This is a genomic window from Pseudomonas sp. FP597 (assembly GCF_030687435.1).
In the GTDB taxonomy this organism is placed as follows: Bacteria; Pseudomonadota; Gammaproteobacteria; order Pseudomonadales; family Pseudomonadaceae; genus Aquipseudomonas; species Aquipseudomonas lactucae.
Map to the genome: position 1 here is coordinate 3921632 of NZ_CP117432.1, position 15183 is coordinate 3936814.

Annotated in this window: 9 protein-coding genes; 5 read left to right on the plus strand and 4 right to left on the minus strand. The window is 63.7% G+C overall.

What is annotated here, in order from left to right; all coding sequences use genetic code 11:
- From PSH66_RS17795 to PSH66_RS17810, 4 genes are all read right to left on the minus strand, one after another.
- Window positions 1-4464, minus strand: coding sequence for a condensation domain-containing protein (locus tag PSH66_RS17795; protein WP_305427347.1), 4464 nt, complete (start codon window positions 4462-4464; stop codon window positions 1-3).
- 50 nt (window positions 4465-4514) lie between these two features.
- Window positions 4515-5495: a TauD/TfdA family dioxygenase gene (locus PSH66_RS17800; RefSeq protein WP_305427348.1), complete on the minus strand. Its 981-nt coding sequence runs from the start codon at window positions 5493-5495 to the stop codon at window positions 4515-4517.
- Window positions 5496-5535: 40 nt separating this feature from the next.
- On the minus strand, window positions 5536-6219 hold the full coding sequence (locus tag PSH66_RS17805; protein ID WP_305427349.1) for a thioesterase II family protein: 684 nt from the start codon (window positions 6217-6219) through the stop codon (window positions 5536-5538).
- A 236-nt stretch (window positions 6220-6455) separates the two neighbouring features.
- Window positions 6456-8102, minus strand: a complete 1647-nt coding sequence (locus PSH66_RS17810) for a cyclic peptide export ABC transporter (protein ID WP_305427350.1) — start codon at window positions 8100-8102, stop codon at window positions 6456-6458.
- Between the two features lie 199 nt (window positions 8103-8301).
- Between PSH66_RS17810 and PSH66_RS17815 the strand changes: the two genes are divergently transcribed.
- The 5 genes from PSH66_RS17815 (at window position 8302) to PSH66_RS17835 (ending at window position 15116) form a co-directional block, all read left to right on the plus strand.
- Window positions 8302-9213, plus strand: coding sequence for an ABC transporter substrate-binding protein (locus PSH66_RS17815; protein ID WP_003174657.1), 912 nt, complete (start codon window positions 8302-8304; stop codon window positions 9211-9213).
- Window positions 9206-11194, plus strand: a complete 1989-nt coding sequence (gene fhuB / locus PSH66_RS17820) for a Fe(3+)-hydroxamate ABC transporter permease FhuB (RefSeq protein WP_305427351.1) — start codon at window positions 9206-9208, stop codon at window positions 11192-11194. The genes PSH66_RS17815 and fhuB overlap by 8 nt, the downstream gene beginning before the upstream one ends.
- A gap of 159 nt (window positions 11195-11353) precedes the next feature.
- Entirely contained in the window at window positions 11354-12373 is a 1020-nt protein-coding gene (locus tag PSH66_RS17825; protein ID WP_003174659.1) for a GNAT family N-acetyltransferase, read from the plus strand.
- A gap of 98 nt (window positions 12374-12471) precedes the next feature.
- Entirely contained in the window at window positions 12472-14643 is a 2172-nt protein-coding gene (locus PSH66_RS17830; RefSeq protein WP_141064380.1) for a TonB-dependent siderophore receptor, read from the plus strand.
- Window positions 14644-14837: 194 nt separating this feature from the next.
- A complete protein-coding gene (locus PSH66_RS17835) occupies window positions 14838-15116 on the plus strand; it encodes a hypothetical protein (RefSeq protein WP_305427352.1) in 279 nt (92 codons plus the stop codon).
- Window positions 15117-15183: the final 67 nt, after the last annotated feature.

The following is a 15183-nucleotide window of genomic DNA, read 5'->3' on the forward strand; positions in this document are numbered from 1 at the left end:
TTAAACAGGGAGGCCAGTGCGTTCGACGGTGCCTTCGGCGGCGTTGTCAAACACGCTGCGGTCGGTCATTTCGCCCATGGCCACGACGATCCGCCGCGGGCCTTCAAACGGGTCGCGGGCATGCGCGACAAGCATGTTGTCGAGCATCACTACATCGCCGCGTTGCCAGTCGAAGCGCACTGCGCAGGCTTCATAGAGTTGGCCCAGTTGTTCCATCACTGCGTCATCGATGGGCGTGCCGTCACCGAAATACACCTGGCGCGGCATGTGCCCGGCACCGACGATGCCAAGCAGGTCGCGGCGCACATCGGCTTGCAGGCAATAGTCGTGGTGCAACTGGACCTGATTGAAGAATGACTTTTCCCCGGTGTACGGATGACGGATCACCGCCGGGCACGGCGTGCGGGTCTGCAGGCCACCGTTGGCCAACCACTCGAACGCCACGTCCTGCTCGCGGCACGCCGCCTCGACTACCGCACGCTCGTCGGTCTTGTAGAAGTCGCGCCAGTCCACGTCGAAACCCGGGGTAAAGGTGCGCACATACAACAAACCCTTGCGCTCGAAGGTCTCGGCCAGCTCGGCCGGCAAGGCGCGATACATGGCCCGGCAGTCGACGATGGGCGTGGCGCCGCCGACCGGCGATGGCAGCTCGCAGAAGAACCACTGCTTGCGCGGCCAGCGGCGCAGGTGAGCGCTTTCGTTGTGGAACAGGATCATTTGCTGCTCGGGGTAAGGCGTGGAACGGTAGGTGTTGCGCCCGCCCTCTTTCTTCGGCAAATCGCCATAGGCGCCATACAAACCCGGCTGGATGGCCTCGGCGAAGGCCTCGAAATCCTGGGCGGTACTCAAGCCGAAGCCTCGGAACAGCAAGCCGGCATGACGGCGCAGCTGGGTTTCGATGAACTCGCGATGCTCGCTGGCCCAGACGCACGGGTCGAGGTCGGCACTGACCGGCTCGATCACCAGGGGGAACTGACTGTCGGCATTCAGCGGAGTGCAACGCACCGCGGATGCGCCAGCGGACGGCGCAGCCTGGCGGGTGAAGGACTTGAGCTTGTCGCGCTTGGCCTCCAGCCGCGAGCGACCGCTGGCTGGGGCGACAGGCGCGGGTTGCAGGGCACCGAGGGTCAGTGCGGCAAGAGGCTGGTCGGGCGCGGCGAGAATCTGTTCGAGCAGGTCGACCCAGGCATTCGCCCAGCAGCGTACCCGCGCCTCGTCGAGGATCGCGGTGGCAAATACCCATTCGCCACCCAGGCCCTGGGCGTTGGGGGTCAGAAACAGGGCCATGTCGAACTTCGAGGTTTGCGCCGGCGCGGCAAGCAACTCGGCGTGCAGCCCCGGCACGGCGAACTGCCCGCGCGGCATGCTGTGCAGCACAAACAGCGCCTGTACCAGCGGGTTGCGTTGGCGCTCGCGGGCCACGCCACTGGCGTCGAGGATCTGCTCGAAGGGCAAGTCCGCCTGCTCGAAAACCGCCAGGGAATCCGCGCTGATATGGGCCAGCCATTGGCTGAACGACTGCTCCTCACGGACATGGGCGCGCAGCGGAACGATGTTGACGAAAAAGCCGATGAGTTTTTCCAGCTCGGCACGTGGCCGACCGGCGATATCCGTTCCGTAGACCAGATCATCCTGGCCGGTGATGCGATGCAACAGCCAGTCAAAGGCCCCGCGCAGGACCATGAACAGGCTGGCGCCGTGGGCGCGACCGAGCGTTTCAAGACGTGCGACCTGCTCGGCACTGAGCTGGAAGGTCACGCTTGCGCCGGCGGTCTGTGGCGTCGCCGGGCGTGGGCGATCAGTGGGCAAGGCCAGCTGCTGCGCTGCGCCGCGCAGGTAATCGCGCCAGAAGTCCTGTTCACGTTGGCGCTCGGCACTGCCGGCCTTGGCGTTCTGCCACGCCGCGTAATCGCTGTACTGGATGTTCAAGGGCGCAAGCGACGGTTCGCTGTCGGCCATTTGTGCCTGGTAAAGCGCGCCCAGTTCCTGGACCAGTACGCCGAATGACCAGCCGTCACCGATCAGGTGATGCATGCTCAGTTGCAGGCAGTGCTCTTGGTGGTTCAGTCGCAGCAGCGTAGCGCGCAGCAACGGCGGCCGTTGCAGATCGAACGGCTGCCCGGCGGCTTCGGCTTCGGCCACGGCCAGCGCGGTGGCCTGTTCTGCGTCATGCAGGCCGCTCAGGTCAAACAGCGGCAACGCCAGTTCAACCTGGCTGGCGCAGTGCACCAGCGCCACGCCATCGGGCCCCGGCACGAAGGCACTGCGCAGGCTCGCCTGGCGCTGGATCAGATCGCCCAACGCGGCCTGCAGGGCGTCCACCCGAAGGTCGCCGCGCAGGCGTAATCGGGCGACCATGTTATAGGCTGCCCTGCCCTGTTCGCCGCCCAACTGTTGTGCCAACCACAGGCTGCGCTGCACCGGCGACATGGCCTGCGGCCCGCTGGCCTGTTCGCGGCGCAATGGCACGCCGTCGGCCAGACGCGGCGCGGCGTCAACCATGGCAGCCAACTGGGCAAGGGGTTTGGCGGCAAATAGCGCGCTCAGCGGCAACTCGACATTGAACTCGGCCCGCACTCGCGCCACCACCTGCACGGCGGCCAGGGAATGACCGCCCTTGGCGAGAAATACATCGTCGCGGCTGACCTCCACGCCCTCGAGCACGTCGGACCAGATGGTCGCCAGGCGCTGCTCGGTATCACCTTGAGGGGCATCGCCCTGGCCGGCGGTGACCAGGCCCGCGACCGGACGGCGGTAAACGTAATAGGCACCCAGTTCGCCGGTTTCCAGGCGCAGGCGGCAGGCCGAGCGTTGCAGTTTGCCGCTGGTGGTCTTGGGCAAGGCCGCCGGCTCCAGCAAGGCGATGACACTGGCGGGTTCCTGCTGGGTTTCACTGACCACCCGGTCGATGGCATCGATCAACGTCTGCGGATCGAATTTCTTTTGCACGCTGCGGCCGATCTCGGCGGCGATGCCGATGCATTCCCGGCCGTCGACTTGTACCGGGAACGCGGCGACGCGGCCTTTGCGTACCGCTTCGACGCCCTGCTCCACGGCTTTTTCGATGTCTTGTGGGTAACGGTTCTGGCCGCGAATGATGATCACGTCCTTGGCCCGCGAGGTGATGAACAAACCCCCGTTGTGCAGAAACGCCAGATCACCGCTGCGCAGCCAACGCCCATCGGGCAAGTCGAGGAACGTCTTGGCGGTGGCCTCGGGATTGCGCCAGTAACCACGCGCGACGCTGGGGCCGCGCACCCAGATTTCGCCGACCGTGTCTTGCGCGACGGGCTGCAGCGTGTGCGGGTCCATCAGGCGTACCTGATCGTCGAACAGCAACCCGCCGCTGCTGACCACTTCGGTGCCGGACGGATCGGGCACCACTCGGCCATGGGCCAGTTCTTCGTGGTCGACATGCAGCGTGTAGTAGGGACCGCCCCGGATATTACTGGTAACCATCAAGGTCGCTTCGGCCAGGCCATAGCATGGGTGCAGCGTGGTTGCCGACAGCCCCGCCGGCGAGAAGCGCTCAACGAAATCGGCCAGGGTATCGGCACGCACCGGCTCGGAGCCGCAGAACGCCACACGCCAGCGGCTCAAATCGAGCTCGGCGAGCAGGTTGTCGCGCACGCTTTCGGTACACAGGCGGAAGGCAAAGTCCGGACCGCCGCTCAAGGTGCCGTCATAGCGGTGGATCGCTTCCAGCCAGCGCGCCGGCCGGGCGAGGAAGTGCTGGGTGGTCAGCAATACCAGCGGCACGCCGGCGTAGATCGGTTGCAGCATGCCGCCGATCAGGCCCATGTCGTGGTACAGCGGCAGCCAGCTGACAAATACATCGCCCGGCCGGGTGCCGAAGCCCATTTGCAGCAGGCGCTGGTTGTCCAGCAGGTTGGTGTGAGTGACTTCGACACCCTTGGGTTCGGAGGTGGAACCCGAGGTGTATTGCAGCATGGCGATGGTGTCGCCCGGCACTTCGCGTGCCTGCCAGGCCTGGGCCGGTTGGGCCTCCAGGTCCTGGACGCTTGCCACGACCGGCCGGTTCGCCAGGGTCAGGCCGTCACGCAAGAGCAGGGAGGCTTCCAGCGCGCCCTGCTCGCAGATAATCAGCGACGGCTCGGCATCCATGGCCATGCCTTGCAGGCGTTCGGCATGGAACTGGCGATTGCGCTCCGGCGGATAGGCCGGCACCGCGATCAGCCCCGCGTAGAGGCAGGCGAAAAACGCCACGATGTAGTCAGGGCCGTTGGTCAGCAGCAGGAGTACGCGATCACCCTCTTCGGCGCGTTGCTCAAGGCAGGCGGCCAGGTGACGGACCCGGGCGTCGAGCTGGGCATAGGTGTACAGCTCGGTGGTTTCGTTGCCGTCACCGAGAAAACGCAGGGCCAGTTGCTCGCCTTGTTGTTCGGCGCGCTGCGCCAGCATCTCGATGAGGGATTGGGGTTGAGGCTGATGTGGGATGGCCATGGGGCGTCCTCCTGCAATCGCAAAAAAATTCAGTAAAAGTCGAGGGCGGCTCAGCGTCTGTCGGCGCCATGGGGCTCGGCCATGGCGACCACCACCTTGCGCGGTCCCTCAAAGGGCGCGCGGCCGTGGGCGGTGAGCATGTTGTCGAGCATCAGCACGTCGTTGTCCTGCCAGGCGAACTCGACCTGCTCCTGCCGCATCACGCCACGGATGTCTTCGAGCAGGGTTTCTTCCAGCGGGCTGCCGTCGCCGTAATAGACGTTGCGCGGCAGGTCCTCTTCCTCGACCAGATCGAGCAACGTCTCGCGGACTTCCTCGGGCAGGTTGGAAACATGAAACAGGTGTGCCTGGTTGAACCACACCGCGTCGCCGGTGCGTGGATGAGTGGCCACCGCCTGGCAGACCTGACGCGTGCGCAGGCCACCGTCTTCCTTCCATTCCAGGCGGATGCCATGGGCCTCGCAGTAGGCGTGCACGACGCTGCGGTCCTCGGTGTTGAACACCTGCTCCCAGGACACGTCCAGGCCGTTACCGTAGTTGCGCGTGTACATCAGGCCTTTGGCGGCGAAGCGCTCGCGAATCTGCTCGCCAACCCGCCGGTAGATCGCCCGGCTGTCACCAATTGGCGTCGCGCCCCCCACCGGTGATGCCTGCTGGCAGAAGAACCAGATTTTCATCGGCCAGTCCCGGGTGTAGGCCTGCTCGTTGTGCAGCGGAATATGCTGGTGCGGCGGGTATTCGGTGGAGGTGTAGATCCCGGCGGCGACGTTGCTGCGCGGCGTGGAGCCGAATTCGTAGGTGAGCAGGTCCGCACCGAAGCCCACGGCGAAACGGCGAAAACGCTCGGCGGTCTGCACATCAAAGCCACGTAGCAGCACGCCACCGGCACCGAGCAGTTGCTCATCGATCAACCCTCGCAGATCGGACAGGCAAGCCGACAGATCAAGGCCAGGCTCACGGGCCTCGATCAGCAGGGGCAACGGGGTACTGGCGTGGCGCAGGGGCCGGATGTCGAAGCGTGAATCAAGCATGGAAGACTCCGCGAAACGAGGAAGACGGTGCGGCATTGGGTCAGCCCAGGGCGCGCAAGGAAGGGAGTGAAGGACGTTGTGCCTGGACCAGCGCAACCAGGCGCAGCAAGAAATCATCGCGTTGGCGGTGCAGGAAGAAATGGCCGCCGGCGCACATCTCCAGCTGGAACGGCCCACTGCATTCAACTTCCCAGGCCGCCAGGGCACTGATCGCGACGCTGTCGTCACGCCCACCGAAGACATGCAGCGCGCATGGCAACGGCGCGCGGCCGGGTGGTTGATAGCGGTCGCCAAGCAGGAAGTCGGCGCGCAGCACGGGCAGCACCATGGCCAGCAACTCGGGGTCATCGAGTACCGCCTGGGGCGTACCGTCGAGGCGGCGCAACTCGGCAATCAGCTCGGCATCGTTCATGGGTTGCGCATCGGGATTGCCGCCGCGCTGGCTGGGCGCGGTGCTGGCCACGGCGATCAAGGCGCTGGGCGGGTCAATACCCAGGGCAACCAGCGCATGCGCCACTTCCAGGGCAATGACACCGCCGACGCTATGACCGAGCATCAGGTAAGGACCGTCGATCAGCGGCGCCAACTCGCTCGCCAGGCTCGCCGCGAGGCCAGGCATGTCCACCTGCAGTGGCTCATCGGCGCGGCGACCATGGCCGGGCAGCTCGACTGGCTGAACATCGAGCCAGGCCGGCAAGGCAGCACGCCATGGTGCGAACGCCATGGCGCTCGCACCAGAACAAGCGAAGCAGAACAGGCGGATGCAATCAGGGGCGACAGACACGGCGAATCTCCTTGGAAGCAATCGACAAGCCGGACCGGCCTTGCCTGGAACACTGCTAATAAGGACGAAAGAAATGCGCGAGGAATTAAGTGTCTTTGATAAATATTGTTATTTGCGGGGAGGCGGATTGGACGGGGGGGAGGCGCGCGGGGTGCGCCTCCCCTCTTCATCGATCTTCAGACCACCGGCTGCAAACCCGAGGCCACGGCGGGCGCCTGGCGCTGGACGATCTGGCCGCGTTCGAGCTTGATCAACTGGTCGGCCAGGTGGAAGTAGCGGTCGTCATGGGAGATGACCAACAGCGTCTTGCCCTGGGCGCGCAGCTCGGGCAGCAGCTCACAGTAGAACACCTCGCGGAACGCGGGGTCTTGGTCGGCGGCCCATTCGTCGAAGATGATCACTGGCCGCCCCTCCAGGCAAGCAACGATCAACGCCAGACGCTTGCGCTGGCCCTGGGACAGTTCACGGGTGGAGAACGAACCGTCGCTGACGCTGACTTTGTGGTCCAGGTGCAGTTTGGCCAGCCATTCGCTCGCCTGGGTATCCAGACTGGAGTCAGGCGCCTCGAGCAGGGTATCGAACAGGTGGAAGTCGGAGAACACCGCCGAGAACAGCTGGCGATAATCGTCCCATTCATCCGCCGCCACCGGCCGGCCATCGACGCGCACTTCACCACTTTCCGGCCGGTACAGGCCGGCGATCAGCTTGGCCAGGGTGGTCTTGCCACTGCCGTTCCCCCCCACCAGGAAGGTAATCTCGCCAGGGTTGAGGGTCAGCATCACCGGACCGAGGGTGAATACCTCGTCTTCTCGCTCACTGAAATAACCATGGGTCAGGCCATCCAGCTCCAATGTCACGCCCTTGGGCTGTACGCCGGGAATCGGGCTTTGCAGTTGAGCTTCAGCCTTCAACTGTTCGAGCGTGGTTTCGATGCGCGCACTGGCGACGCGCGCCTGGCTCATCTGCGGCAGGTTCAGCAGCACCCCTTCCAGCGGTCCCATCATGTACAGGAACACCATCACGTAGCCGGTGATCACCGCCGTGTCGGAAGGAATCCACAAGCGCAGGAACAGCACCACGCCGATCAACACCAGGAACAGCAAGCGACCCCAGCCGCCAGTGATGGCGAACAGCATCAGGCCCTTGGCACGGTTGTGACGCACTTGTTCGATAGCATTGACGAGCACCTCATCGAGAAAGCGCCTTGCCTTGGACCGGTTGAGCTTGAGTTCCTTGGCACCTGACACCATGGCGTCGAAGTGACTGAAGAGTTCGTCCTGGCTGGAGCCCGCCTTGCGAAAGTACTGGAGCATGTGCGAATGGCACAGGTGGTAGCCCAGCGAGCCAAGACCGATGGCCAGCACCGAGACCAGGAAAATCGCCCACGACAGGTACGCCAGATAGCCGAGGCAGCCAAGCACCACCACGGCACTGGTCACCAGCATCGGGAAACCGGTGAAGAAGTTCGACAAGGTGGTGGTGTCGTCGGCCAGGGCCGCCTGGATGCGCCCGCGACCGGTGGTCTCCAGACCGCGCAAAGGCGCGGCAACCACATGCCGCGAGATGTGCAGGCGCAGGGTGGCCAGGCCTTGCTGGCTGAGATGGGCGAATAGCGTGCGGGACAGCACTTGGCTGCCCATCACCAGCGCTATCACCAGTACGAAAGGCAGCGCGTAGCCGGCCAAGCCGTCCAGCGGTGCGTTCAGGGCCTGGTTAATCAGCGCCACCAGCAACACGTTGGCCAGCCCGCAGACCAGGCTTGCGCCAATGGCCACGGCCAACCGAGTGCGCGAAGCGCGGACCAGCATACCGAACAATGACATGGTGTCTCCTTGGGGTCGGCCGGCGCGGGCCGTCACGCCGTCGCCGTCGATAGAGTGGGGTCACTGGAGTAAACGAAGCCTGCGGCAGATTCTTTAAGCCGCGTCGGCGGCATTATTACAGGTATTGGGAATCAGATGCTGTTGCTATAGACTCCTATCCTCGCCAAAAGGCGACCTGCCTGCTCCGGAGTCTGCTGCAATGCTCATTACCCGCCGTCGAGCCTTGACCGGCCTCGCGCTGCTGCCGCTCGCGCTGTGCGGCTCGCCACTGGCCCGCGCCGCTGGCCCTACAATGCCGAAAGTCGATATCGTCAGTTTCGAGCCCGCCCTCACCGAAAGCCTGCTAGGCCTGGGTGTAGCCCCCATGGCCGTGGTCAACGCCAGTTATTATCGCGAGTTCGTCGTCCAGCCGGAAATGCCCGACGACATCCTGGACCTGGGCCCGAGCATCGAGCCGAATCTGGAGTATCTGCAACGCCTGAAGCCTGGCCTGATCATCGGCACGTCCTGGCAGTTGGAAGGCACCTTACTGCGCCGCATCGCACCGTTGCGCACCTTCGACATCTATACCTCGAATGCCCAGCCCTACCGCAATGCCGGCCAGGTGATGCTGGACCTCGGCGCCCTGGTGGATCGACGCGACGAAGCGCGCGCCTTGCTGCAACAGACGGACGACCTGCTCGAAAACTTACGCGCCAGGCTCACGCCGATCAGCGACCGTCCGGTCTATATCGCACGCCTCAATCCAGACGGCCGCCACCTGCTGCTGTTCGGCGCCAAGGGCATGTACCAGGCCGTCCTCGAAAGACTGGGCTTGCGCAACGCCTACCAGGGCCGCACCAATGCATGGGGCGGCAGCCCCGCGGTGGGCATCGAGACGCTGCTGGAACATCCGGACGCCTCGTTGCTGTATTACACCAACCCCCGCGAAGCCGTGGCCGCGCAACGCCGACTGAATAACAGCCCTATCTGGGGCGCCTTACCGATGATTCGCGAAGGCCGCATCCAGGCACTGCCCCGCTTCTACCCAAGCGGCGGCTTGCTGACTGCGCAACGCCTGGCCCTGTCGATCACCGAGCAACTGCTCGCCATGGAAACCAAGCATGCCTGACAGCACCTCACGCCTGCGCCGCCAACCGATATGGCTGGCCCTCGGCCTGTTATTGATCGCCCTGGCCCTGAGCGCTTACCAAGGCAACTCACTGCTGGCCGGCCACTCCTGGAGCAATGCCATCGGCTCAGCGTCACCCAGCGATCTGCCCGCGTTGCTGGTGCGCTACAGCTATCTGCCACGCCTGGTCATCAGCCTGCTGGTGGGCGCGGCCCTGGCCCTGGCCGGGGTGATCTTCCAGCAAGTCCTGCGCAATCCCATCGCCGAGCCAACCACCCTGGGCGTCGCTTCCGGCGCCTACCTGGCCCTGGCCGCCTGTGCAATCTATGCGCCGAGCCTGCTCGACGGCGGGCAGGAAGGCGTAGCCCTGGCCGGTGCCGCCCTGGGCATGCTGGCAGTGCTGGGCCTGGCCTGGAGCCGGCGCCTGTCGCCGGTAGCGCTGATTCTTTCCGGGCTTATCATCAACCTGTATTGCGGGACCCTGAGCACCTTGCTGGTGCTGGCCAACCACGAGGTCCTGAGCAACCTGTTCATCTGGCAATCGGGTTCGCTGAACCAGAACAGCTGGCAGGATGTGTATCACCTGGCACCGCGCCTGGCGGTGGCGGCCGCGCTCGCCGTCCTGCTCGCTCGCCCTCTGGAATTGCTCGGCCTCAACGATGCGGCGGCGGGTAGCCTCGGGTTGTCGCCCAATCGCCTGCGCCTGTTGGCCCTGGCGGTGGCGGTGGTCTTGAGCGCCAGCACCATCGCCAGCGTCGGCGTGATCGGCTTCGTCGGCCTGGCCGCCCCCGCCCTGGCCCGCCTGGCCGGTGCCCGTACCCTGCGCCAACGGCTGGCCTGGGCCCCGTTGTTCGGGGCCTTGCTGCTGCTACTCGCTGACCAGGTAGTGCAGGCGTCGGCGGCCCTGCTGGGCGCAGAAATGCCCACCGGCATCTTCACTGCGTTCCTCGGCGCACCGCTGCTGCTGGTGTTGCTGACCCGCCTGCATGAAACCCGGATCGCCGCACCCACCCAACGCGCCGCCGCTCACGTCACCCCACTTAAACGCACTGCATGGATACTGCTTGCGGTGCTGGCAGCCTCCGTGTTCCTGGCGCTGACCTGGGGACGCGGCCCGGATGGCTGGTATTTCAGCGGCGGCGCAGAGTTCGACGCCTTGCTGCCATGGCGTGCGCCACGGGTGGCCGCCGCGTTCGCCGCGGGCATCCTGCTGGCTCTGGCCGGCACCCTGATGCAACGCATGACAGGCAACCCCATGGCCAGCCCGGAAATGCTCGGGGTCAGTTCGGGTGCCGCGCTGGGCGGCATTCTTGCCTTGCTGTTCGTACCCGGTTTCAACCCGCTGATACTGCTGCTGGCGGCGACGTTCGGCGCCCTGCTGGCCTTGCTGGCCATTGTCGCGCTGAGCTGGCGCAGTGCCTTCGCGCCGGATCGCATGCTGCTGATTGGCGTCGCGCTGAGCACTCTGCTCAATGCTTTCGCCGCGCTGTTCATGGTCAGCGGCGACTCCCGCGTGCTGCTCATGCTCAGCTGGATGACCGGTTCGACCTATCGTATCGATGCCAGCCAGGCAGTGGTCATCAGTGCCCTTGCGGCGGTGTTCCTGCTGGTCACGCCGCTGTGCAACCGTTGGCTGGCGATCATGCCGCTGGGCGCTGAATACACTCGATCGCTGGGTATTTCCCTGGGCGGCAGCCGCCTGGTCTTGCTGCTGCTCACCGCCGTGATGACCGCCGCCGCGACCCTGGTAATAGGCCCGCTGAGTTTCATCGGTCTGATCGCACCGCACATGGCGCGGCTGCTCGGCGCGCAACGGCCTATCGCGCAATTGCTGCTCTCGGCACTGCTGGGCGGCACGCTCCTGGTGCTGGCGGACTGGCTGGGACGCAACCTGGTGTTCCCGTGGCAAATCCCGGCCGGGATGTTCGCGACCTTTATCGGCGGTCCTTATTTCATGTGGTTGTTGGCGCGTAAGCGCTGACGGAGCGTGAATGCAGGTTTTTTAAACAAATTCTAAATAGTTGTGATTCCCATTCGTTACAGACTTACTTAAGCTATGCCCTGGACGAACTCAGCAGGTCAAGGCCCGCGAGGTTTCTGCGGGTCGGCATACGTGAGAAACCACTAACGGAGAATCATCATGACCACGCCGAACTTCACCCTACATCTGGCTGACGGCCGCAGTGTGATCGCCCAAGTGGCGGACGACGGCAACGGCAGCCTGGTCATCGAAGGCATCGACGCCGTGCATTTCCGTCGGCAAGACGGCTACGTACGCCTGGAAAACATGCCCGACGCATTCCCCGTGCTTGGCCTGCTGGCGCTGCTTGGCCAAGTCTTCTGCAATTCGTCCCGCGTCCCAATGCTGGAAATCAGTGCCCCGCTCACCCTCGACCGCGCGCGCGACGCGGTACGCGAAGGCGTATTCGACACCCTGCTGGGCCATGACGGCCATACGGCCCGCCTGGCCTGCGCACGCAGCAGTTTCTGGCAACACCCCCTGCCCTGGCTGACCACCCGTTCTGCCGCGGGCATGCCGCTGCGCTACACCTTCAGCGGCGAAAAACGTCACCCCCAGCGCCCGCCGATCCCGCACGGCGAAGTCTATCGCCGCGAGCTGCCCGGCCTGAACACCACCTTCAGCCTGCGCACCGTAGACCTCGGGCTCGACCTGGAGCGTTTCAACCGCTGGATGAACCTGGAGCAAGTCGCGTTTTTCTGGGAGCAGACCGGCAGCCTGGACGAGCATGCCGCGTACCTGCAGCAGATGCTCGACGACCCGCGGGTCTTGCCGTTGATAGGCAGCTACGACGATGAGCCCTTCGCCTACTTCGAGGTCTACTGGTGCAAGGAAGATCGCATCGCCCCCTATTACGACGTGCAGGACCACGACCGTGGCTGGCACGTCGTGGTTGGCGAGAGCAAGCATCAAAGCGCCGGCAAGCTCAAGGGCTGGTTCCGCTCACTCATGCATTACATGTTCATCGACGAGCCTCGCACCCAGCGCATCCTCGGCGAACCGCGGATCGACCACACCCGACAGATCGGCTTCCTTGAATCCCAGGGCTACGGCCGCCTCAAGACCATCACCTTGCCGCACAAGAAAGCCGCCCTGCTGCGCCTGGAACGCGAGACGTTCTTCGACGAGTACTACCCCTGACCGTTATCCGTTGGCTGCCCGCTGCTTGATGGGGATCAAGCAACGGGCGGCCTGATACCCACCCACTTAAAAAAACTACGTCACACTTAGGAGCCTCCATGCACGCAAAGAACGTCTTCCACTACCATCCGTTGGCGCTGGCCTTGTTTCTCAGTGGCCTGCCATTGAGCGCAGTCCACGCCGCCGACAGCACCGATACCGCTGCCCCCGGTACCGCGCTGGTGCTGCAGGAAACCAACGTCAATGCGAAGGCGGTCGAGAACCCAACAGGCCAGCTCACCGGCCCGGTCGCGACGCGCAGTACGAGCGCGAGCAAGACCAACTCGGCGATCAAGGAGATTCCGCAGTCGATTTCGGTCGTCACTCGCGATGAAATGGACAACCGTAAGAGCGACACCCTGGCTGAAGCCTTGAGCTACACGCCAGGCGTGATTTCACAGCCGGGCGGTTTCAGTCGTGTGGGGGATGACTTCGTGATCCGTGGCTTCAACGTGGGCTCGGGCACCGGCGGCATCCTGCGCGATGGCATGAAACTGCAAGGCAGCGTGTATGACGGCGGCATCGAACCCTACGGCCTGGAGCGCGTGGAAGTGGTCAAGGGCGCCTCTTCGGTGCTGTACGGCCAACTGTCGCCGGGTGGCCTGATCAACACCATCACCAAGCGACCGACCGACACGCCCCTGCATGAAATCAACGTTGAATATGGCAGCCATGCACGCAAGCAGTACAGCTTCGACCTGGGCGGCCCGATCGATGACGAAGGCAAGTTCTCTTATCGCCTCACAGGACTGTGGCGCGACAGCGACACCCAGACCACCGATGCCGACGACGACCGCCGCTACATCGCGCCGGCCTTCACCTGGCGTCCAAACGAAGACACCTCGCTGACCCTCCTGGCCAGCTATCAGGAAACCCGTACCGGTTTCGCACCGCCCCTGGACTACGACCTGACGACCTCGTCCAGCGCCCGTTATCCCAAGGTCGACCGCGATCTGTTCACGGGCGAGCGTGGCTTCGATCACTACAACAACTACTCGACCACGGTCGGCTACCTGTTTGAACATAACTTCACGCCTGACCTGAAAGTCCGCCACGCGCTGCGCCACTTCGACGCCGACCTGAGCTGGGACTACATGCAAGTCGCCGATACCGGCAGCGCCGCCTTACGCAACCAGGGTCTGCTGGCGCGCCGGGCGAGCATTCGCCGCGAGCGCTCCGAAGGCTGGACCAGCGACAACAACGTGGAATGGACCCTCAACAGCGGCCGCTGGCAGCACACCCTGCTGGCCGGCGTGGACTACTACCACAAGACCTACGACTCACACCGTTTCTCCGGCGCCAACTCCCTCTTCAACCCGGCCAACCCGGTGTACGGCGCGCCTACACGCATCACGTCGGCCGACACCGGCTCGGACCTGCACAGCGCCCAGGCGGGCGTTTACGTACAGGATCAGATCAAGTTCGACGATAAGTGGATCCTGCTCCTGGGCGGACGTCAGGATTGGGCGGAAAGCCGCACCTACGTCAACGCTACCGGCGCGCGCACCCCACGCGACGACAAGAAAGCCACTGGCCGTGTAGGCCTGGTGTATCAGGCGGACAATGGCCTGGCCCCCTACATCAGTTGGAGCCAGTCGTTCCTGCCGGCCAACGTCTTCAACGCCAATGCCAACACCTCGTTCGAACCGACCGAGGGTGAACAATACGAAGTGGGCGTGCGCTATACACCACCAGGCACCAATGCCCTGTTGACCGCCGCCGTCTATGACCTCAAACAGAAAAACTCGCTGAGCACCGACCTCACCGGCAACACCGTGCAGTTCGGTGAAACCCGCTCGCGGGGCGTCGAGTTGGAGGCAAAGGCAGAGGTCACCGCCAACCTCACCGCCACCGCATCGTATACCTACACCGACGCGAAAATCACCGATGACGCCGTCGCCAGCCGCGTGGGCACGCGCATCGACGGCGTGCCTTACCACATGGCCAACCTGTGGGCAGACTATCGCTTGAGCGCCCTGGGCCTGTCCAAGGTCGTGATCGGCGGTGGTGCCCGCTACATGGGCACCAGCCGTACTTCCAGCTCGGACAACAACGAGAAGGTTGACGCCTACACCCTGTTCGACGCCAAAGTCAGCTACGAAGTCGACAAGAACTGGACCGTGGCCATGAAGGCGCAAAACCTGACCAATGAAAAATACCTGTTCTGCAATACCTCGTGCCGCTATGGCGACGAACGCACAGTGATCGGATCGGTCAACTATCGCTGGTAACAGGCGGATCGCAACCCAGCGAGAACTGTTTTTGCTGAGCTTGTCCGAATATCCGATTCCAGACCTCTGGCATCGGATTTTTTTTGCCCGGATCAGCGGCCAGGTGGCTTGTGTATAGGTGTCGCGGTGCTGGACATGGAGCGAGAAGCCCTTAACATAGATGTTCCAATCAGCCATCAGGGAAGTAAACGCTGATGAATAAAGTAATTTATTCACTACGCTTTTTTGCCTCAATACCCTTCTATGCGATATCCATTTTGTTATGGGCCTACGTCGTAAAAACGGTCATCGAATCTACGGTGCTCGTATTTTTTGTTTATTTGACCCCTTACAGCTTTGGGCAGGTGTTGGGAACCTGGATTGTTTGCATTGTGACGGCGGGTATTTCTGTTGGCATATGGATGCTGGGAAGATACGTGCGTACCTCGCACTTTAAAAGCGCCCCCAAACCAACGACCGCCGAGCTGCCATAAGATCTTACATAGGGTCTTGCGCATCACACTGACCCCAACCTTTAAAAGCCAAAAACGGGAGGGGATC